Raw genomic sequence first — 19,211 nt, forward strand, 5'->3', positions numbered from 1 at the left:
GCTCATCCCGGCGAATGCCGGGGCCCAGATCCTAAGGCGGTGTGGATGACTGGAAGAGCTCGGCGCGCCTGGCGTCAGCCTCAAAGCCACGCCATCTGGGTCCCGGCGTTCGCCGGGATGAGCGGGGTAGACCATGATCTCAGGCCCTCCCGCCGGCCCGCACCGCCAGGGCGCGCGGCGGCGCCAGGGCGAGCTTGGCCCCGTCCGACTTGGTCCCCTTCGCCTTGGCCAGGGCCGGCGCCCGCACCGGTTCGCGCAGCTGGGCGACGAAGTCGTCGCGCCAGGCCGTGACGTCCTGGCGGGTGACGTTGTCGATCAGGCTCTCGAAGCGTCGCTTGCGCTCGTCCAGGTCCATGTTCAGGGCCCGGGTCAGGGCGTCGGAGATCTCTTCGGGGCTGTTGGGGTTGATGATCAGCGCCTCCTTCATCTGCCGCGCCGCCCCGGCGAACCGCGACAGGATCAGCACGCCCGGATCCTCCGGCGTCTGCGAGGCGATATATTCCTTGGCCACCAGGTTCATGCCGTCCCGCAGCGGGGTGACCAGGGCGGCCTTGGAGGCGCGATAGACCCCGGCCAGCTCGTCGCGGCGGTAGCTGCGGTTGAGGTAGCGGATCGGGTTGTAGTCCATGTCGGCATAGGCGCCGTTGATCCGGCCGATCAGCCCGTCCAGTCGGGCGCGCAGGTCCTGGTAGGCCTCGACCTCGTCGCGCGAGATCGGGGCGATCTGCAGCAGCATGACCTCGCGGCGCGCCTGCGGATTGTCGTGCAGGAAGCGCTCGAAGCCGATCAACCGCTCCTCCAGCCCCTTGGAATAGTCCAGGCGGTCGACGCCGACGACCATCTTGCGGAACACGCTGTGGGCCATCAGCCGGTCGTAGACGCGGATGGCGCGCGGGCTTTCCTTGATGCGGGCGAAGTCCTCGGCGTCGATGCCGATCGGGAAGGCCGCGGCCTGGGTGACCTGGCCGAAGGCGGTCAGCCGTCCGTCCTCGGTGCGCTCGCCGCCAACCTCGTTGAACACGTAACCCTCGAAGGCCTGGACGCTCTCCTCGGTCTGGAAACCGACCAGGTCGTAGTGGAACAGCGCCTCCACCAGCGGCCGATGGCGCGGCAGGGTCACGACCAGCTGGTGGGCCGGCCAGGGGATATGCAGGAAGAAGCCGATGCGGTTGGTCACGCCCAGCCGCCGCAGCTCCCGCGCCATCGGGATCAGGTGGTAGTCGTGCACCCAGATGATGTCGTCGGGCTCGATCAGCGGCAGCAGGGTCTCGGCGAACCGCCTGTTGACCCGGTCATAGCCCTCGCCGAACGAACGGTCGTAGGCGGTCAGGTCGACCCGGTAGTGGAACAGCGGCCACAGGGTCTTGTTGGCGTAGCCGTTGTAATATTCCTGGTAGTCGCCCTCCTCGAGGTCGACCGTGGCCACCGTCACACCCTCGACCTTCTGCATGTTCAGCTGGCCGGTGAACTCGGTGGTGGTCTTGCCGCTCCAGCCGAACCAGATGCCGGAATATTCCCGCAGGGCCGCGGCCAGGGCCATGGCCAGGCCGCCGACGCTTTCCTCGCCCTTGCCGACGGGCGGGTTGACGCGGTTGGAAACGACGATCAGACGGCTCATGCGGCTGCCCTTCCGATTGAAGCGCTCAGCCAGTCGAGCACGGCGTTGAAGTCGTTCAGGCGATAGGTCGCCTGGGTGGGACGCTCTGACGGGCCGACCAGCACGCCGTAGCCGCCCAGGCGGGCGGCGGCGGTGAAGCCGTCCTCGTCGGTCAGGTCGTCGCCGACGAACACCGGCGCCGCGCCATCGAACGGAACCTCGCGCAGGAAGGCCGACACCGCCTTGCCCTTGTCCTGGCCCGGCGTGCGCAGCTCGGCGACCATGTCGCCCAGCTGCAGCACCAGCTCCGACGCGCTCGCCAGCCGCTCGGCCGCCTCGATCACCGCGTCGGCCGCCGAGGGCGCGTTGCGATAGTGCAGGCCGACGCTGAGGCCCTTGTCCTCGAACAGCAGGCCCTTGTCGCCGCGCGCCAGGTCACGCAGCACGTCGCGGGCGTGGTCGATGTCGGGATGGGGCTGGACGCGGTCGACGCCGTTGCCCCCGCGGCGCACCAGGCCGTGGACGGCGGCGACGAACTTCACCCGGTCTTCCAGGATGCGGTCGACGTCCTCCAGCGCGCGGCCGCTGACGACGGCCAGGCGACCGTCCAGCGCCCGCGACAGGGCGTCGAGCAGCGCCGCGCGCCGCGGGTCGGGCCCCACCTGGTCGGGGCGGGGCATGATCGGGGCCAGGGTTCCGTCAAGATCGAGAAACAACGCCGCGCGGGGCGGCAGGGCGAGTGGTGGTGGCGGCAAATCGCTCGGCGCACGCCGAACGACTGACCCGAATGCGGTCATGGCGAGAAGGCCCTCTCCGATGATTACAGGCCCTTGAAACGCGCGTTGGCGGGGTTTCGATCCGCCGGAAGACGACCAAGCCGAGTCACGATGCGCTCACGGGGATGTGCGCGGAGGCCGGTTGACCTTGAAATCCTAGAGCGCGGCGGCCCTCAGGACGGCCTGGCCCAGGGCCGTATAGTCGCCGTCGAAGTGGTGGCCGCCGGGCAGCCTGACCTGGCGGATCGTGTCGGCCGGCAGGGTCGGACAGATGTCCGACCGCTCCTTGTCGCCATAGATGCAGGTCATCGGCAGGCCCCTCAGCGCCTCGACCGCCGGGGCCACCGGGAAGGAGTCGGCGGTCGGACGGTTCAGCCAGCTGGCCGGATGGAAGGTCAGATCGCCGTGCGGGCCGGTTCCGATCAGCACCAGCCCCTGGATCTGGCCGCGCAGGTCGGCCGGCAGCAGGGGCACGATGACCGGTAGGGCGTCGGCCCCGAACGAATAGCCGACCAGCACGATCTTGCGCCGGCCCCACTGCGCCTCGCGCCGGCGCAGCTGGTCGGCCAGGTCGTCGGCCAAGGCCTGGGGCGGGCGCTTGCCCAGGAAGTAGCGCAGCGAGTTGACGCCCAGCACCGGCACGCCGCCGGCGGCCAGCGCCTTGGCCACGCCCTGGTCCAGGCGGCCCCAGCCGCCGTCGCCCGAATAGAGCACCGCCAGGGTGTCGCCGGGCGCGGTGGCCGGCGTCTCGACCAGGCGCGGCGCGACCTTGGCCTCGGCGATCCCGGCGAAGGCCAGGCCGAGGACGGCGGCGAGGGTCAGCAGGCGAGCGCGCGGGGTCATGCCCTCATTGGTCCTCCTCAATCTTGACCATGCCGGGGCGAAGGTGGGGCGACGCGGCGGCTTTGGCCGGCCCGCGCCCAGGTTACGGCGAATTCACTTCGCCCGCCCCGCTACACGTGTAACGCTACAAATGTAGCGCCACTTCCAGCCGCGAGGCCGCCGTGATCGAATCCCTGCCCAGACGCGAACGCGAGGTCTTCGAGACCCTGTGCCGGCTGGAGGCCGGCACCGCCGCCGGCGTCCGCGCCGCCCTGTCCGACCCGCTCAGCGACTCGGCCGTCCGCACCCTGCTCTCGCGGCTGGAGGCCAAGGGCCTGGTCGAGCGGACGCCCGGCCCCGACGGCTTCCGCTACAGCCCCGTCCAGCGGACCGAGGCCGTCGCCGCCGGGGCCCTGCGGCGGATGATCGACACCTTCTTCGCCGGCTCGGCGGCCAGCGCCGCCACCGCCCTGCTGGGCCTGGGCCAGCGCCTGACCCCGGAAGAGGCCGCCGCCCTGGAGCGGATCATCGACCAGTCGGTGGAGCGCAAGCCATGACCTGGACCCTGCTCGCCTCCCTGCTGGTCAAGTCCAGCCTGGTGGCCGGGGCCGGCCTGGCCTGCGCGCGGTTCCTGACCGGGCGTCCGGTCGAGCGGGTGGACATCCTGCGCGCCACGGTCTGCCTGCTGCTGGCCCTGCCGGTGATCATGAACGTCCTGCCCGTCCTGGACCTGGCCCTGCTGCCGGCCTCGCCGCCGCCCGCCCCCCTCGCCGCTCCCCCCGCCCTGACGGCCGAGACGGTCGCCTCGACGCCGAGCGCCTCGCCCTGGCCTTCGCTCGGCCTGGTCGGCGGCCTGTGGCTGCTGGGCTTCGCCGCCATAGCCGGCCGGCTGCTGCTGGGGCTGCGCACCCTGAGCCGCTGGACCCGCCAGGGCTGCCCGGTGACCAGCGACAATTGGCTGGCCCCGCTGGAAGACCTGCCCCCCGAGGACCGTCCTGACCTGATCTGCAGCGACCGCATCGCCAGCCCGCTCAGCTGGGGCGTCGCGCCCGGCTCCATCCTGGTCGACCCGGCCAGCCTGGCGCAGCCCCGCGCCGCCCCGGCCATCCTGGCGCACGAGATGGCCCACCTGCGCCGCCACGACTGGATCTTCCTGGTCCTGTCCCGCCTGGCCCTGGCGATCTTCTGGTTCAACCCGCTGGTCTGGCGCCTGCACGCCGTGCTCGGCGAACGCTCGGAGGAAGCCGCCGACGCCGCCGCGGTCCAGACGATCGATCGCGCCCTCTACGCCCGGGCCCTGGTCGGCCTGGCCGCCTGCCCCGCCCCTTCCGCCCGCCCTGCCCTGGGCGCCGCGACCGCCATGGCCGCCGACGCCCGGACGCTGAAGACAAGGATCGCCTGCCTCATGACCGACACCGCCGCCCGCCGCCGGCCGCTCACCGTGGCCCTGGCCATCGCCGCCCTGGCCGTCGTGGCCACCCCGCTGGCTGCCCTGGCCGTCACCCGCCAGGCCTGGGTCGCGCCGCCTGCGCCTCCGGCCCCGCCGCCCGTCCATCTGGCCGCCCTCGTCCCACCGGCGCCGCCTGAGCCACCTTCGCCGGTCGCGCCGTGGGCGGTCGCGCTGTCCCCGCCGCCCGCGCCGCCCGCGCCGCCCGCGCCTCCGGCTCCCCCGCCTGAGCCGGTCGAGGCGTGGACGGTCGCTCTGTCCCCGCCTCCTGCGCCGCCTGCGCCGCCTGCGCCGCCGGCTCCCCCACCGGAGCCGTTGGAAGGTCTCGGTCACAGCTCTTTCCGGTCCGCGACGCCCGAGGAGGCGAAGGCTGCGATCGAGGCTCGCGCCCGCGGCGCCGAAGCCCGCGCCCAAGCCGCCGAGGCCCGGCGCCAGGCCCACGAGGCGCGGGACCAGGCCCGCCGCGCCGCCGATCAGGCGCGCGTCGAGGCCGACCGGGCCATGGCCGACGGCGAACAGGCCCGCAGGATCGGCGAGCAGGCCCGCCAGGAGGCCGCGCGCCAGATGGTCAAGGCCCGCGCCCAGATGGCCCAGGGCGCCGTGCAGATGCGCCAGGGCGCCCAGCAGATGCGCGACGAGGCCGCCCGCCTGCGCGACCCCGCCTACCGCGCCCGGCAGATCGAGGACAACCGCGCCCGGGGCAACATCGTCACCGACGCCGAGTTGCGCGCGCTGAGCGACAGCCTGCCCTCACAGGCCGACGACCTGGACCGCCAGGCCGACCGCCTGGCCCAGGAGGCCCGCACGGCCAGCTAGGAGACCAGCGTCTCTGAAGAGTGTCGGTCGCCCTAACCGTTGTCATCCCGGAAGCCTCGTAGAGGCTGTCCGGGACCCAGGGGACTGGGCTGGCCCGTTGCGGTTCACCTGGATCCCGGACAAGCGCTATGCGCTTTCCGGGATGACAACAGGGGAATGCCGCGCCGAACTTGGCTGACAGCACCCCTCACCCCAGCCGCTTGATCGCCGCCTTCAGGGGCTTGGCGGAGTCGAAATAGTCCTCCCACGCCGTGCTCTTGGCGATCAGGGCGGGAACGGTGCGGATCGTGTACTTGCGAGGATCCAGCCCCGCCTTCACCTGGGTCCAGTTCAGCGGCATCGATACAGTCCCCCCGGGCCTCGCCCGGGCAGATAGAGGCGCGACGGCGGTCGAGGTGCGGTCGTTGCGCAGGTAGTCCAGGAAAATCCGCCCTTCCCGCGCCTGCTTGCTCATGGTGATCAGGTACCGGTCGGGCGCATCGGCGGCCATGCGGGCGCAGACCTCGCGGGCGAAGGCCTTCGCTGCATCCCACGGAACCTTGTCGGACAAGGGCGTGACCACGTGCAGCCCCTTGCCGCCGGTGGTCTTGCAGAAGCTGGCCAGGCCCAGTTCCTCCAGCCGGTCGCGGATCTCGCGGGCCCCGGCGATCACGTCCTCGAAGGTGACGCCCGGCGCGGGGTCGAGGTCGAACACCAGGCGGCCGGCGACCTCGGGATCGTTCGGCTGGCAGTTCCACGGGTGGATCTCGACGGCGGCGATCTGGGCGGCGGCGACCAGGGCCTCGATCCGGTCGAACTGGATGTAGGGCTGGCGGTCGCCCCTGACCGACACCTGCTCGATCAGCGACGACATCCCGCGCATGGCGTGGCGCTGGAAGAAGGTCTCGCCGCCGATCCCGTCCGGGACCCGGATAATCGAGGCCGGCCGGCCCTTGATGTGCGGCAGCATCCATTCGCCCACCGCCGCCATGTAGCGGGCCAGGTCAATCTTGCTGGCCGGCGCGCCGTCGACATCAGGCCACAGCGGTTTGTCGGGCTTGGAGATCGTCACGCCCAGGACGATGCTGTCCGCCTTGGCTGTGACGATCGTCTGGGACTTCGGCGCGGCCTTGCCGGCCTTGGGGGCGGCCTTCGGCGTCGGCTCCGCCAGCTCGGCCGTCTCGGCAGAGGCGGGAACCTCGGCCTCGACCTCGGCGGCCGGCTTATCCTCGCGCAGGCCCTTGAACGAGGCCTGGCGGATCGAGCCATCGCCGGTGAAGCCCGCATATTCGATCTCGGCCACCAGTTGCGGCTTCACCCAGTGGACATTGGCGGCCTTGCGCGGCGCGCCCTGGCCTTCGAACGGCGAGGTGTCGCTCTCCAGCGCCTTCAGCCGCGGCAGCAGCTTGGCGACCTTGTCGCGTCCGAAACCCGTGCCGATCCGGCCGACATGGGCCAGCTTGCCGTCGCGATAGACCCCGGCGATCAGCGAGCGGAAGGCCGCGCCCGTCGTCGTCCAGCCGCCGATCACCACCTCGTGCCCGGCCCGGCACTTGGCCTTGGTCCAGGTCTCGCCGCGGCCCGAGCGGTAGGGCGCGTCCAGCCGCTTAGAGATGATGCCCTCCAGCTCCAGCTTGCAGGCCGACAGCAGCACCGCGTCGCCGGCCGTCTCGAAATGGTCGACGTAGCGCAGCCGCGCCTCGTCCTGCCCCATCATCGCCTTCAGCCGCGCCTTGCGCTCGCGCAGCGGCAGGTCGCGCAGGTCCTCGCCGTCCAGGGCCAACAGGTCGAAGGCGAAGAAGATCAGGTCGCCGCTGTCGCCGTCCGACAGGGCCGCCTGCAGGCCGGCGAAATCGGGCTGGCCCGCCGCGTCCAGGGCCACCACCTCGCCGTCCAGGATGCTGTCGGGCAGGTCGGCGGCGGCCTCGGCGATGGCGGCGAACTTCTCGGTCCAGTCCAGACCCTTGCGGGTGCGCAGGGTCGCCCGGCCGTCCTCGACGCGCAGCTGCACGCGGTAGCCGTCGAACTTGATCTCGTGCGCCCAGCCGGGCCCGGTGGGCGGGCGGTCCAGGGACTTGCACAGCTGGGGCTCGATGAAGTCGGGCAGGACTGTGGGCTTCCTGTCTCTCCCCTTCCCCTTCCTGTCATCCCGGGCGTAGCGAAGCGAAGACCCGGGACCGCCGGAAGCGCCGAGTTCACGCGTCGGTCCCGGATCGGCGCGCTGCGCGCTTGTCCGGGATGACATCTCCCTTTTCGCAGGTGGAGAAAACGTCCGCGTCTCCAGCGCCTCCCTCTGCGCCGCCTCCCGCTCGGCCTTGGTGCGCGAGGTCCAGACCGCGTCGCCCTTGCCCTTGGTCTTCAGGATGAACGGCGAAGGCCCCCGGCCCTTGCCGGCCGCGATGTCGGCCATGGTGCGGCCCGAGGCGATCGAGGCATCCTCCTCCAGGATCGCGGTCCCCTCGCCCGGCCGCGCCGCCTCGTCCTTGTGCTTGATCAGCAGCCAGTTGGAGCGCCTGCCCCCTTCTTGTCGCTTGGGGCCATCCTTGGCGGTGCGGTCCCAGTTCATCCGCACCAGCACCCACGAGCCGTGCAGCCGCTCGCCCTCGAGCACGAACTTCAGCTCGCCCTTCTTCAGGGCCTTGGCCACGTCCTCGAAGCCCGGCTCGGGCGACCAGTAGCCGCGGTCCCACAGCTGCACCGTGCCGCCGCCGTACTGGCCCTTGGGGATCGTGCCCTCGAAGTCGCCATAGTCCAGCGGGTGATCCTCGACCTCGACCGACAGCCGCTTGTCGGCCGGGTCCAGCGACGGGCCCTTGGTCACCGCCCACGACTTCAGCACGCCGTCGACCTCCAGCCGGAAGTCGTAGTGCAGACGCGTGGCGTCGTGCTTCTGGATGACGAATCGCGCGTGCGGCGCAGGCGCGACGGCCGTGTCGCCGCTGGGCTCGGCGGTCTTGTGGAAGTCGCGCTTGCGGCGATATTCGGCGAGCTGTCCCTGGGCCATGGCGAGATTCCCTGTCTGCCGCGGCATTTTCAAGCGAAGCAGACCCCGGCTTCTTGAAGAAAATGCGCAAAACAAAAAGCCGGAGCTCCGGCCCGACGTGGTCAGGACGGAAAAGGCTCTAGGGAAATCACCGCCCGGGGGTGGTGGTTCCGGATCGCTCGGCGTCGATCCGCTTGACCAGGGCCTTGGGCGCCAGGATTCGCCAGGCCTGGGCCAGCAATCCCGCCAGTTCGGCCCCGTCGATCACGTCCAAGCGCACCAGCACGGCGGGGAAGCCTCGATAATGGTCGTCGTCGAAGAAGCGCTCGGGCGCGGCCTCCAGCAGCATCTCCTTGGTCTCGCGTCGGCAGCGCACGGCGATCACGCCCTCCACCAGTTCGCGGCGAGCCTTGGGATGGGCACGGGCCAAATAGGACCAGGCGATTCCCTTGCCGCGCACATCGAACGCCAGACGCTCCCCTTCCGGGCTGGCTTCGACCTCGGGCAGGGCCAGGGCCAAACGGTGAAGAGCGGCGAGATCGACCATGACCGCCGATGAAAGCGCTCAGGACGCGGGCGCGGCAATCCCCTTGCCACCGGCGCCGCGTGGCCGATTGTCAATGACACCGGTTTCCATTATGCACGACCAAAGCCCGTCGAACGGGACTGTAGTGTGTTAGCGCGAGGGAGGATTCGCGGCGTGACCGTTTCCGAGGCCGAGAGCGAGGTGTTCGCACCGGCGTCCATCGCACCCCAATTCGTCGACGCGCGCCTGAAGGGCGTGTCGGTCCCCGGCTATCCGGGCGGCGTCCTGCCCCAGTCCATGGCCGAGGGCTACGCGGTCCAGGACCTGGCCATCGACATGTGGCCTGATGAACTGGTGGGCTGGAAAGTGGGCCTGGTCCCGCCACAGCATCGCGAGCGCCTGGGCGCCGAGCGCCTGGCCGGCTGCATCTTCAAGACCAAGGTCTGGGACGCGGGCGACGCGCCCACGCCGTTCCGCGCCATCGCCGGCGGCTTCACCGCCGTCGAGGCCGAATTCGTCATCCGCCTGGGCAAGGACGCCCCGGCCGACAAGACCGAGTGGACCGCCGAGGAAGCCGCCGAATACGTAGGCGAGCTGATCGTCGGCATCGAGATCGCCGGCAGTCCGCTGGCCACCATCAACCAGCTGGGCCCGCCCATCGTCGCCTCGGACTTCGGCAACAACGACGGCCAGATCCTGGGTCCGGTGGTCGAGAACTGGCGCGACATCGCCTGGGAAGACATGCCGGCCGAGACCTTCATCAACGGCGTGTCGGTGGGCAAGGGCGGCGCGGCCTCGATCCCCGGCTCGCCCCTGGCGGCTCTGGCCTTCCTGCTGGGCCACGTCGCCGCGCGCGGCCGTCCGCTGAAGAAGGGCATGCTGGTGACCACCGGGGCCAGCACCGGCATTCACGACATTGCGGCCGGCGATACGTCCCGCGTAGACTTCGGCCCGTTCGGAAGCGTGGCCTGCGTCGCCGTTCCGGCCTAAGAGAAATCCGTGAACCGGCGGGGGCGTCGGAATAACTACAAGCCCAAGGGTGAGGATGTGACGTCCATGGACGCTCCAACGATGCCGGCTCCGTCTGCGAAGATCGGGCGGTACAGGTGGGTCATTGTCGGCCTGCTGTTCCTGGCGATGGTGATCAACTACGTCGACCGCCAGACCATCGGCCTGCTGAAGGCCGACCTGAGCAAGGAATTCGGCTGGGACGAGACCCACTACGCCGACCTGGTGTTCTATTTCCAGCTGGCCTACGCCGTCGCCTACATGGCCTGGGGCAAGATCATGGACAAGATCGGGGCCCGCTGGGGCTTCGGCATCGCGTTCCTGATCTGGCAGATCGCCCATATCAGCCACGCCCTGGCGCGCGGCTTCACCGGCTTCGCGGTCGCCCGCATGGGCCTGGGCATCGGCGAGGCCGGCGGCTTCCCCGGCGGCATCAAGGCCGTGGCCGAGTGGTTCCCCAAGAACGAGCGCGCCCTGGCCACCGGCATCTTCAACGCCGGCACCAATATCGGCGCCATCGTCACCCCGCTGGTGGTGCCGGGCATCGTCCTGGCCTTCGGCTGGCAGATGGCCTTCATCGTCACCGGCATCGCCGGCCTGGTGTGGCTGCCGCTGTGGCTGATCGTCTATCGCCGTCCGCGCGAGCAGACGCGCCTGTCAGCCGCCGAACTGGCCCATATCGAGCAGGACCCGGCCGACCCGGTCGAGAAGATCGGCTGGGTCAAGCTGCTGGGCAAGAAGGAAACCTGGGCCTTCGCCCTGGGCAAGTTCCTGATCGACCCGATCTGGTGGATGTTCCTGTTCTGGCTGCCCGACTTCCTGGGCAAGCGCTACGGCCTGGACCTGAAGTCGTTCGGCCCGCCGCTGATCGCCATCTACCTGATGAGCGACGTCGGCAGCGTCGCCGGCGGCTGGCTGTCCTCGCGCCTGATGAAGGCCGGCTGGAGCATCAACGCCGCCCGCAAGACCACCATGCTGGTCTGCGCCCTGCTGGCCATGCCGGTGATCTTCGCGGCCAATGTCGACAGCCTGGTCGTCGCCGTCCTGATCATCGGCGTCGCCACCGCGGCCCACCAAGGCTTCTCGGCCAACCTCTACACCCTGCCGTCGGACGTGTTCCCGCGCGGCGCGGTGGGTTCGGTCGTCGGCATCGGCGGCATGCTGGGCGCGGTCGGCGGCATGGTGTTCTCCAAGTACATCGGCAAGGTGCTCGACCAGATCGGCACCTACACCCCGATCTTCCTGGTCGCCGGCAGCGCCTATCTGATCGCCCTGCTGGTGGTCCACCTGCTGACCCCCAAGATGGAGCCCGTGAAGATCTAGCGGTCGTCACGCGCGCCTGGAAAACGAGCCCCCGATCGCGAGATCGGGGGCCTTTCTATGCGCCCTCTCCCGGAGGGGAGAGGGAGGGGCCCGCGCTCGAAGAGCGTGGGAGGGTGAGGGGTGACGCCCTCACCGGTTTCACACGACGCCCTGCCGGCACGCCGTCCGACGGCTTATCCCCTCACCCTCCCATGCTGCGCATGGGCCCCTCCCTCTCCCCATGGGAGAGGGCTATAAGATTCGAATGTCTTCCCCCCTCCCCTTCAAGGTCGCCCTGGTCGGCTACGGCTTCGTCGGCAGGACCTTCCACGCCCCGCTGATCGCCGCCACGCCCGGCCTGCTGCTGCACACCGTGGTCTCCAGCGACCCGGCCAAGGTCCTGGCCGACCATCCGGGCGTGAAGGTCGCGCCCGACCTCGACGCCGCCCTGGCCGACGCCGAGATCGACCTGGTGGTGATCGCCACCCCCGACCCGCTGCACGCGCCCCAGGCCCACGCGGCGCTCGACGCCGGCAAGGCCGTGGTCATCGACAAGCCGTTCGCCGCCACCCTGGACGAGGCCCGCGCCCTGGCCGACCACGCCCAGCGGGCCGGCAAGCTGCTGAGCGTCTTCCACAACCGCCGCTGGGACAGCGATTTCCTGACCCTCCAGGCCCTGATCGCCGACGAGTCGCTGGGCGAGGTCGTGCAGTACGAGAGCCATTTCGACCGCTTCCGCCCGATGGTCCGCGACCGCTGGCGCGAGAAGCCCGGGGCCGGCGCCCTGCTGGACCTGGGTCCGCACCTGATCGACCAGGCCCTGCGGCTGTTCGGCCCGCCCCAGGCGATCCAGGCCGACCTGGCGGTGCAGAAGGACGGCGGCCAGGCCCCGGACTATTTCCACCTGGTCCTACGCTATCCGCGCCTGCGGGTGCTGCTGCACGCCAGCCAGATGACCATCGACTCGCGCCTGCGCCTGGCCGTGCACGGGACCAAGGGCAGCTTCGTCAAGCAGGGCCTGGATCAACAGGAGAACGCGCTGAAGGCCGGCGTCGCCCCGGGCTCCGAAGGCTGGGGCGCCGACCCGAGGCCAGGGACCCTGACCGTGACCGACGGCGAGGCGACGGCCAGCCGCGAGGTCGAGGGCGTCCCCGGCGACTACCTGGCCTATTACGCCGCCATCCGCGACGCCCTGTCGGGCCACGGGCCCAATCCGGTCCCGCCGGAGGAAGCCCTGGCGGTGATGGTCCTGATCGACCTGGCCCAGCGCAGCGCCGCCGAAGGCCGGGAGCTGTCGCTGTGACCGACGCCGAGCGGCTGGCCACGATCGCCGCCCAGGAAAAGGCCCTGGTGTTCCAGCGCTTCACCCTGGAGACCGCCTGGACCCTGGGGACCGCCCTGCGCGACGCCGCCCTGTCCCGCGCCGCGCCGGTGGCCATCGACATCAGCCTGCGCGACCGCCCGCTGTTCCACGCCGCCCTGCCGGGCGCGGGTCCCGACAACGCCGACTGGGTGCGCCGCAAGCGCAACACGGTCCTGACCCTGGCCACCAGCACCCTGGCCGTGGGCCTGAAGCTGAAAGCCTCGGGCGAGACCCTGGAGCAGCGCTACGGCCTGTCGCTCCGAGACCACGCGGCCCACGGCGGCGGCTTTCCGCTGACGCTGGCGGGCCTGGGCTGCATCGGCGCGATCACGGTCTCGGGCCTGCCGCAGCTGGAGGATCACGCGCTGGTGGTCGAGGTGCTGGAGCGGGTGCTGGCTCCCTAAGACCCGCTCATCCCGGCGAATGCCGGGACCCAGATCCTATAGCGGGATGGCTGATTGGAAGGGCTCAGCGCTCATGGCGTCAGCCTCAAAGCTATTCCATCTGGGTCCCGGCATTCGCCGGGATGAGCGGTTGAAAGGTGACGCTTAACCTTCACTCACGACTGGCGCATCGTCCGCCCCCACATCCCCCTCCCCCTCGTCCGGCGCATCGGGCAGCGGCGTCGGGCGCTCGATCCGCGCCCGGATTTCCGGGTCCTTCAGCAGCGCCACGCGCATCACCTCCCGCGCCCGCGGCGCGGCGGCGCTGGAGCCGAACTGGCCGCCGTGCTCGATGATCACCGACAGGGCGTAGCGGGGGTCGTCATAGGGGGCGAAGGCGATGAACAGGTTGTGGTCCTTCAGCCGCCAGGCGATGCCCTGATTGCTGCGCGAAGCCCCGGCCGCGTACTGGCGCACCTGGGCCGTGCCGGTCTTGCCGGCCATCTTCACGTCGCCCAGGCCCAACTGGCTCTGCTTGAAGGCCCCGCCGGTCGGATCGTTGGCCACCGCCGCCATGCCGGCCCGCACGATCTCCAGGTGCTCTTGGCTGAACGGCAGGTCCGGCACCGCGTCGCCCTCCGGCTGCTCGACCCCGCCGACCGACTTGACCAGGCGCGGGTTGAGCGCCTTCCTGCCGTTGGCCAGCCGCGCGGTCATCACCGCCAGCTGCAGGGCGTTGACGTTGATATAGCCCTGGCCGATGCCGTACGGCACGCTGTCGCCCGGATGCCAGACCGGGTCGCGCTTGAAGGCGGTTTTCTTCCAGTCGCGCGAACCGACCAGGCCCTTCTTCTGGCCCGGTATGCCAATGTCGAACGTGCCGCCATAGCCGAAGGCCTTGGCCGCGGCGGCGATCGGGTCGGGGCCGATGCGCAGGGCCATCTGGTAGAAATAGACGTCGCAGCTGTTCTTGATGGCGGCGTGCATGTCCTGAGCGCCGTGGCCGCCCTTCTTGTGGCAGTGCCAGACCCGGCCGCCGAACGCCCAGCCGCCGGAGCAGACCACCCGCTCGGTCGGGTCCACCCCGGCCGTCAGGGCCGCCATGGCCACGGTCGGCTTGAAGGTCGAGCCGGGCGGATAGGTGCCGGTCATCACCTTGTCCAGCAGCGGCTTGCGCTCGTACTCGGCCAGGGCCCGGTACTCCGGCCCCGACAGGCCCTTGACGAAGCGGTTGGCGTCGAAGCTGGGGGCCGAGGCCATGGCCAGCAGGTCGCCGTTGCGGCAGTCCATGACCACGATCGCCCCGCTCTCCTCGCCCATCACCTCCAGGGCGCGGTTCTGGATGTCGGCGTCCAGGGTCAGGCGGATGTCGGCGCCGGCCTTGGCCGGGATGTCGCCCTCCGGATCCAGCCGCACCGTGCGGCCCTGGGCGTCGACCTCGGCCTTGTTGGCCCCGGCATGGCCGCGCAGAGGGGCGTCGAAGGCCTTTTCCACGCCCAGCTTGCCGATCCGAAAGCCGGGATGGTGCAGCAGCGCCTGGTCCTGGGTCGGATCATCCTTGGCCTTGTCGAGATCGCGATCGGAGACCTTGGCGACATAGCCGATCACATGGGCGAAGGCCCCGCCGAACGGATAGACCCGCACCTCGCCCATGTCGGCCGTCACCCCCGGCAGTTCCGGCGCCCGGATGTTGACCCGCGAGAACTCCTCCCAGGTCATGTCCTCCATCACCGCCACGGGGGTCTTCTTCGGGGCGTGGGCCAGGTCCTTGAGCAGGCGGGCGCGGCGGGCGGCGTCGATGGGGACCAGCAGGGCCAACTCGTCCAGGGTCGCCGGGGCGTCGAACCCGGTGTCCTTGGTGACCAGCAGCCGGAAGTTGGGCCGGTTGGAGGCCAGGGCCACCCCGTTGCGGTCGTAGATCGCCCCGCGCGGCGGCGAGACCAGGCGGTAGTTGAACTGGTTGCCGGCCGAAAGCTTCTGGTAGCGCTGGGCCTCGACCAGCTGCAGCTGGGCCAGGCGACCGCCCAGGGCCAGCAGGCCGCCGCCGGCCAGGCCGCCCATCAGGAACGCCCGGCGGTGGAACACGCCTTGCCGCTGGTTGACCTCGGAAAAGAAGATCGCCGGCTCGCTCATCGCGCCGCCCCGCGAACGGACGGCGCAAAAACGGACCGGGCAAAAACGGACGGGGCAAAGACGTCAGGCGACGTCGCTCGACAACGCGCTCGGGGCGCGGCGGCCAGGGGAGTCATGGAATGGGAAGGGCCGCGCGCTGGAGTTGATCTGCGCGCAGAGTGGACCTGCGCCGGTCGCCGTCAAGCGCCTGGCCCGGCTTGCTGAAAATAAATCCGTCGCCGAGCGTGAAACCCTACGGCGCCACCGCCTCGGCCCCGTTCACGGCGAAGCCGTGCTGCTGGAGCGTATAGGTGCAGCTGGGGCAGATGGCCCGGTTGGCGACCACAGCCTTGAGGACGGCGCCCCGCCATACGCCGCCGTTCTGGACGGCCGAGGAGAACACCGCCAGCGCCTGCTGCTCGGCGTCGTTCATGTGCCAGGTGCCCTGGCCCGGCGTCGGCGACGCCCCGCCCAGCACCGGGACGTGGAGCGCGTTTTCCATCTGGCTGAGCAGCGTGCCGGTTATGCCGCTGGCGCTGGCGCCCGCCTCGGTGACCAGCACCGCCCGGTTGCCGTTCTGCAGCTTGATCACGGCCGCGCAGTACGAGGTGTAGCTCAGGGTCCGCGCGGGGAGATAGCCGACGATGAAGTTCATCGCATTGCGCGCCAGGGTGAGAGACTTCACGCTTTCCTCCATGAAAGTCAGGCGTTGGGGGCCAGGGATGGCCAGCGAGCCGGATAAACATTAAGGCGAATGGGATTCCACTGAAAGCCTGGATTGCATATCGAGAGACGCAAGGACGCCGGAGCGCGCCGCCCGGCGGGCCAGGGCTGCCACCTACGATCAAAACGGCTGTCATCCCGGACGAGCGCGCAGCGCGAAGATCCGGGACCAGGGCGTGAGCTCGGAGCTTGTGGCGGTCCCGGATCGGCGCTCGGCTTCGCCGAGCTTGTCCGGGATGACAGCTTCTTTCGGCGCGATCCGTTGGTGATGGCGCTGCCGCAAGGCCCGGACGGACGACCAAGAGCGCGCCGAGAAAAATCCCCTCATCGCTCACGGCGCGTTTTCCCAACAATTACAACGCCGAAATTTCACTTATCCTCCCTCTCCCACGCCGCCGCATAATCACTGCACCACAAGGCGATGGGGAGGGCGCTAAGGCCTGCGACCTTCGCGGCCTTGGGGTGCGGTCGAGCGGGCGTGCTCGTCGGCGGCGGCTCCGCGAGGGGCCGCGACTTTCGTCCATCTGGTGCTGGCCGAGCCCGGAACACGGATACGGCGTTGGACGAGGGGCCGAAGAGGGCGACAGGCTTGCGGTGACGCAGGCGTTCCGGGACCGGGCGACGCAAGCCCGGCCCGCCCGTCGGGGGCTTCGAGCGGCGAGGCGTCAACAGCGCCGACCGCCGCTTGCTCCCGGAAAACGACCGCGCGGAGCGTCGGTCCTGGTCGAAACGGTATTGTCTACAAAGCTTCCGGGCCTGGCCCGGCGCTCCGCAGCCCTCCCCGAACTTCAGCGGCCCGCCGCGTGAGGCGGCGAAACCGCGCTTAGTGTTGGGGACAGGCGCATGCGCCTGTCCCCGTCCGCATCAAGGGAGAAGACCTATCATGCCGAGAACCCGCACCCGCGTCCTCAACCGCACGCGCCCCCACGATCCTGACTATCCGCCAGCGCGCGTGGCGCACATCCGCCGCAAGCTCCGCAGGAAACTCGCCAAGCACTTCGGCGCGCTGCGCCGAGCCGAAGCGATCGCCGCACAGCAAAAAGCCCCCGGCCTTGCGACCGGGGGCTCTGCTGGTTCCGCCGACGAGGCCGGGGACTAGCGGATGACCCGCGCGCCCTTGCCCTTCATCACGGCCTCGACCTCGGCCTGGCGCACCATCGAGGTGTCGCCGGGCGTGGTCATGGCCAGGGCGCCGTGAGCCGCGCCGTACTCGACGGCGGCCTGGGGGCCCTTGCCTTCCATGAAGCCGAAGGCCAAGCCCGAGGCGAAGCCGTCGCCGCCGCCGACGCGGTCGTAGATCTCGAGGTTCTCGCGCATCATCGAGGCGTAGAACTCGCCGCCGGCGTACAGGATCGCCGACCAGTCGTTGACCGAGGCGGTCTTGGCGTTGCGCAGGGTGGTGGCGGCGACCTTGAAGTTCGGGAACTCCTTCACCGCGGTCTGGATCATCTTCTTGAAGTTGGCCGGGTCGATCGAGCTGATGTGCTCGTCCAGGCCTTCCACTTCAAAGCCCAGGCAGGCGGTGAAGTCTTCTTCGTTGCCGATCATCACGTCCACGTACTGGGCGATGTGGCGGTTGACCTTCTGGGCCCCTTCCTTGCCGCCCTGCGACTTCCACAGGCTGGCGCGGTAGTTCAGGTCGTAGGAGATCACCGTGCCGTACTTGCGGGCCACCTCGACGGCCTCGATCACGGCTTCGGCGGTGTTGCTGGCCAGGGCCGCGAAGATGCCGCCGGTGTGGAACCAGCGCACGCCTTCCTCGCCGAACAGCTTTTCCCAGTTCACTTCGCCGGGGCGGATCTGCGAGGCGGCCGAGTGACCCCGGTCGCTGCAGCCCAATGCGGGACGAACGCCGAAGCCCTTTTCGGTGAAGTTCAGGCCGACGCGGGTGTTGCGGCCCAGGCCGTCGAAGTCGCGCCAGATGACGTGGGAGGTGTCGACGCCGCCCTGCATCATCAGATCCTCGACCAGCCAGCCCAGGTCGTTCACCGGCAGGGCGGTGACGGCGGTCGAGCGCTTGCCCCAGCACTTCTTGAAGGCGCGGGCGACGTTGTATTCGCCGCCGCCTTCCCAGACGTTGAACTGACGGGCGTTGCGAACCCGGCCGAAGCCGGGGTCGAAGCGCAGCATCACTTCACCGAAGGAGGCGCAGTCCCACTTGGTTTCCGAAGCCGGGCGGATGTTGAGGATGTTGTCGGTCATTTAGGCTTTCCCACGAACCTTCTTGATGAGTTCCACCGTCTCGCGGACCTTGGCGGTGATGCCGGCGTAGTCGCCCGCGTCGAGCAGTTCTTGCGTGATCAGCTTGGAGCCCATGCCGGCGGCGACGATGCCCGCGCCGAACCACTTCTTGACCGAGGCTTCGTCGGGATCGACGCCGCCGGTCGGCATGATGCGGGTCCAGGGCATCGGGCCCAGCACCGCCTTGATGAAGTCCGGGCCGCCGACCGACGAGCCGGGGAACACCTTGACGATCTCGCAGCCCAGTTCCTCGGCGTAGGAGATTTCCGAGGCCGAGCCGCAGCCCGGCGAATACGGGATCTTGCGACGGTTGCAGACCTTGGCCACATCGGCGTTGAGGATCGGGCCGACCACGAACTTGGCGCCGTTGGCGATGTAGATGCCGGCGGTGGGCGCATCGACGATCGAGCCGACGCCCATGATCACGCGCGGATCGGCCGAGGCGAAGTGCCTGGTGACTTCGTAGAACACGTGGCTGGCGAAATCGCCGCGGTTGGTGAACTCGATGCAGGGCGCGCCGCCGTCGGCGCAGGCCTGGATCACCTTCTTACAGACCTCGACGTCCGGGTGATAGAACACCGGGATGACGCCCTGGTCCATCAGCGCCGTCAGAACGGCCATGCGGTCTTTCACCATCAGTACTGCTCCTCAAAGGATCGATCTTGCGTGCGGCCCCGTGTGAAGGCCTCGGCGTGGAAGATTTCGCCGTCTTCGGCGCTGGGCGACCGTTTAGACCGCGTCGCGCGCGGACGCCACTCCGGAGGCTCCCCCGACGTCAATTCGCGCGCCTTGCCTGCGTGGCTGTCGTCCTTCGTTTCCAGGCCCATTTCCCGGGCGCCGTCCCGATCGTCTCGGGTCCGGGCGTGCTGGGCTCTCAAAATAAAGGGCGCCGGACCGAGGCCCGACGCCCGAAAGTTTGCGCAGGAGCGAACTCTAGAAGAGCCGCGGACGCCCGGGACCGGGTAGGCCGGTCCAAAACGTCAGGTGAAACCGGCGGCAGATTGGCCAGGCCACTTTGCCACCGGTGTCATTTAGGAATCTACTCCGAAGCGACGCCTTGTGCAAGCGGCGTCAAAACGTTGTTTCGGTTTTGACGGCTGGGCTGAAATTGCTCCTCCCCCGCAACGCGGGGG

16 protein-coding genes are annotated in these 19,211 nt (G+C 69.8%); 7 read left to right on the forward strand and 9 right to left on the reverse strand.

The window, feature by feature from the left end:
- Positions 1-139: 139 nt before the first annotated feature.
- The 3 genes from ACSQ2G_RS01515 to ACSQ2G_RS01525 form a co-directional block, all read right to left on the reverse strand.
- Positions 140-1,618, reverse strand: a complete 1,479-nt coding sequence (locus ACSQ2G_RS01515; protein ID WP_436027713.1) for an alpha,alpha-trehalose-phosphate synthase (UDP-forming) — start codon at positions 1,616-1,618, stop codon at positions 140-142.
- Positions 1,615-2,394 (reverse strand): trehalose-phosphatase, encoded by a 780-nt coding sequence (otsB, locus tag ACSQ2G_RS01520; protein ID WP_436027715.1) that lies wholly within the window; start codon positions 2,392-2,394, stop codon positions 1,615-1,617. The genes ACSQ2G_RS01515 and otsB overlap by 4 nt, the downstream gene beginning before the upstream one ends.
- Before the next feature lie 135 nt (positions 2,395-2,529).
- Entirely contained in the window at positions 2,530-3,216 is a 687-nt protein-coding gene (locus tag ACSQ2G_RS01525) for an AcvB/VirJ family lysyl-phosphatidylglycerol hydrolase (protein WP_436027717.1), read from the reverse strand.
- Between the two features lie 161 nt (positions 3,217-3,377).
- Between ACSQ2G_RS01525 and ACSQ2G_RS01530 the strand changes: the two genes are divergently transcribed.
- Both ACSQ2G_RS01530 and ACSQ2G_RS01535 read left to right on the forward strand, forming a co-directional pair.
- On the forward strand, positions 3,378-3,752 hold the full coding sequence (locus tag ACSQ2G_RS01530) for a BlaI/MecI/CopY family transcriptional regulator (RefSeq protein ID WP_028037810.1): 375 nt from the start codon (positions 3,378-3,380) through the stop codon (positions 3,750-3,752).
- Positions 3,749-5,458, forward strand: coding sequence for a M56 family metallopeptidase (locus ACSQ2G_RS01535; RefSeq protein ID WP_436027719.1), 1,710 nt, complete (start codon positions 3,749-3,751; stop codon positions 5,456-5,458). Before ACSQ2G_RS01530 ends, ACSQ2G_RS01535 begins: the two co-directional genes overlap by 4 nt.
- Positions 5,459-5,645: 187 nt before the next feature.
- On the opposite strand, the gene ligD is transcribed toward ACSQ2G_RS01535, so the two are convergent.
- Together ligD and ACSQ2G_RS01545 are read right to left on the reverse strand one after the other, a co-directional pair.
- Complete coding sequence (ligD, locus tag ACSQ2G_RS01540; RefSeq protein ID WP_436027720.1) at positions 5,646-8,441, reverse strand: DNA ligase D; 2,796 nt, start codon at positions 8,439-8,441, stop codon at positions 5,646-5,648.
- Positions 8,442-8,568: 127 nt separating this feature from the next.
- Complete coding sequence (locus ACSQ2G_RS01545; RefSeq protein ID WP_436027722.1) at positions 8,569-8,967, reverse strand: MmcQ/YjbR family DNA-binding protein; 399 nt, start codon at positions 8,965-8,967, stop codon at positions 8,569-8,571.
- Positions 8,968-9,120: 153 nt separating this feature from the next.
- On the opposite strand from ACSQ2G_RS01545, the gene ACSQ2G_RS01550 reads away from it, so the two are divergent.
- The 4 genes from ACSQ2G_RS01550 to ACSQ2G_RS01565 all read left to right on the forward strand — a co-directional run bounded on the left by ACSQ2G_RS01550 (position 9,121) and on the right by ACSQ2G_RS01565 (position 13,023).
- Positions 9,121-9,936: a 2-keto-4-pentenoate hydratase gene (locus ACSQ2G_RS01550; RefSeq protein ID WP_436027724.1), complete on the forward strand. Its 816-nt coding sequence runs from the start codon at positions 9,121-9,123 to the stop codon at positions 9,934-9,936.
- 66 nt (positions 9,937-10,002) lie between these two features.
- Positions 10,003-11,277 (forward strand): MFS transporter, encoded by a 1,275-nt coding sequence (locus tag ACSQ2G_RS01555; protein WP_436027726.1) that lies wholly within the window; start codon positions 10,003-10,005, stop codon positions 11,275-11,277.
- 244 nt (positions 11,278-11,521) lie between these two features.
- The gene (locus ACSQ2G_RS01560; RefSeq protein ID WP_436027728.1) at positions 11,522-12,559 is read left to right on the forward strand and encodes an oxidoreductase; all 1,038 of its coding nucleotides are present in this window, start codon (positions 11,522-11,524) and stop codon (positions 12,557-12,559) included.
- Positions 12,556-13,023 (forward strand): heme-degrading domain-containing protein, encoded by a 468-nt coding sequence (locus ACSQ2G_RS01565; protein WP_436027730.1) that lies wholly within the window; start codon positions 12,556-12,558, stop codon positions 13,021-13,023. Before ACSQ2G_RS01560 ends, ACSQ2G_RS01565 begins: the two co-directional genes overlap by 4 nt.
- A 144-nt stretch (positions 13,024-13,167) precedes the next feature.
- Here the strand turns inward: ACSQ2G_RS01565 and mrdA are convergent, their stop codons facing one another.
- Positions 13,168-15,135 carry a penicillin-binding protein 2 gene (gene mrdA, locus ACSQ2G_RS01570; RefSeq protein WP_436027732.1) on the reverse strand — a complete coding sequence of 656 codons (1,968 nt, stop codon included), beginning with the start codon at positions 15,133-15,135 and terminating at the stop codon, positions 13,168-13,170.
- A 232-nt stretch (positions 15,136-15,367) separates the two neighbouring features.
- On the reverse strand, positions 15,368-15,799 hold the full coding sequence (locus ACSQ2G_RS01575) for a hypothetical protein (protein WP_436027734.1): 432 nt from the start codon (positions 15,797-15,799) through the stop codon (positions 15,368-15,370).
- A 921-nt stretch (positions 15,800-16,720) separates the two neighbouring features.
- Here ACSQ2G_RS01575 and ACSQ2G_RS01580 point away from each other — a divergent pair.
- A complete protein-coding gene (locus ACSQ2G_RS01580) occupies positions 16,721-16,936 on the forward strand; it encodes a hypothetical protein (protein ID WP_436027736.1) in 216 nt (71 codons plus the stop codon).
- Here ACSQ2G_RS01580 and ACSQ2G_RS01585 read toward each other — a convergent pair.
- The gene (locus ACSQ2G_RS01585; RefSeq protein ID WP_028037821.1) at positions 16,933-18,039 is read right to left on the reverse strand and encodes a sugar kinase; all 1,107 of its coding nucleotides are present in this window, start codon (positions 18,037-18,039) and stop codon (positions 16,933-16,935) included. The two genes, ACSQ2G_RS01580 and ACSQ2G_RS01585, sit on opposite strands and share 4 nt — an antisense overlap.
- The gene (locus ACSQ2G_RS01590) at positions 18,040-18,714 is read right to left on the reverse strand and encodes a bifunctional 4-hydroxy-2-oxoglutarate aldolase/2-dehydro-3-deoxy-phosphogluconate aldolase (RefSeq protein ID WP_028037822.1); all 675 of its coding nucleotides are present in this window, start codon (positions 18,712-18,714) and stop codon (positions 18,040-18,042) included.
- Between the last annotated feature and the right edge of the window lie 497 nt (positions 18,715-19,211).

Source organism: Caulobacter sp. LjRoot300 (genome assembly GCF_964253875.1).
Lineage (GTDB): Bacteria > Pseudomonadota > Alphaproteobacteria > Caulobacterales > Caulobacteraceae > Caulobacter.

What these genes read in the sequence shown, in the direction of transcription:
- ACSQ2G_RS01545 (WP_436027722.1), bottom strand. Translation starts at nt 8,967, where the DNA reads ATGGTCGATCTCGCCGCTCTTCACCGTTTGGCCCTGGCCCTGCCCGAG.
- ACSQ2G_RS01560 (WP_436027728.1), top strand. Translation starts at nt 11,522, where the DNA reads ATGTCTTCCCCCCTCCCCTTCAAGGTCGCCCTGGTCGGCTACGGCTTC.
- otsB (WP_436027715.1), bottom strand. Translation starts at nt 2,394, where the DNA reads ATGACCGCATTCGGGTCAGTCGTTCGGCGTGCGCCGAGCGATTTGCCG.
- ACSQ2G_RS01515 (WP_436027713.1), bottom strand. Translation starts at nt 1,618, where the DNA reads ATGAGCCGTCTGATCGTCGTTTCCAACCGCGTCAACCCGCCCGTCGGC.
- ligD (WP_436027720.1), bottom strand. Translation starts at nt 8,441, where the DNA reads ATGGCCCAGGGACAGCTCGCCGAATATCGCCGCAAGCGCGACTTCCAC.
- ACSQ2G_RS01580 (WP_436027736.1), top strand. Translation starts at nt 16,721, where the DNA reads ATGCCGAGAACCCGCACCCGCGTCCTCAACCGCACGCGCCCCCACGAT.
- ACSQ2G_RS01585 (WP_028037821.1), bottom strand. Translation starts at nt 18,039, where the DNA reads ATGACCGACAACATCCTCAACATCCGCCCGGCTTCGGAAACCAAGTGG.
- mrdA (WP_436027732.1), bottom strand. Translation starts at nt 15,135, where the DNA reads ATGAGCGAGCCGGCGATCTTCTTTTCCGAGGTCAACCAGCGGCAAGGC.
- ACSQ2G_RS01590 (WP_028037822.1), bottom strand. Translation starts at nt 18,714, where the DNA reads ATGGTGAAAGACCGCATGGCCGTTCTGACGGCGCTGATGGACCAGGGC.
- ACSQ2G_RS01535 (WP_436027719.1), top strand. Translation starts at nt 3,749, where the DNA reads ATGACCTGGACCCTGCTCGCCTCCCTGCTGGTCAAGTCCAGCCTGGTG.
- ACSQ2G_RS01555 (WP_436027726.1), top strand. Translation starts at nt 10,003, where the DNA reads ATGGACGCTCCAACGATGCCGGCTCCGTCTGCGAAGATCGGGCGGTAC.
- ACSQ2G_RS01525 (WP_436027717.1), bottom strand. Translation starts at nt 3,216, where the DNA reads ATGACCCCGCGCGCTCGCCTGCTGACCCTCGCCGCCGTCCTCGGCCTG.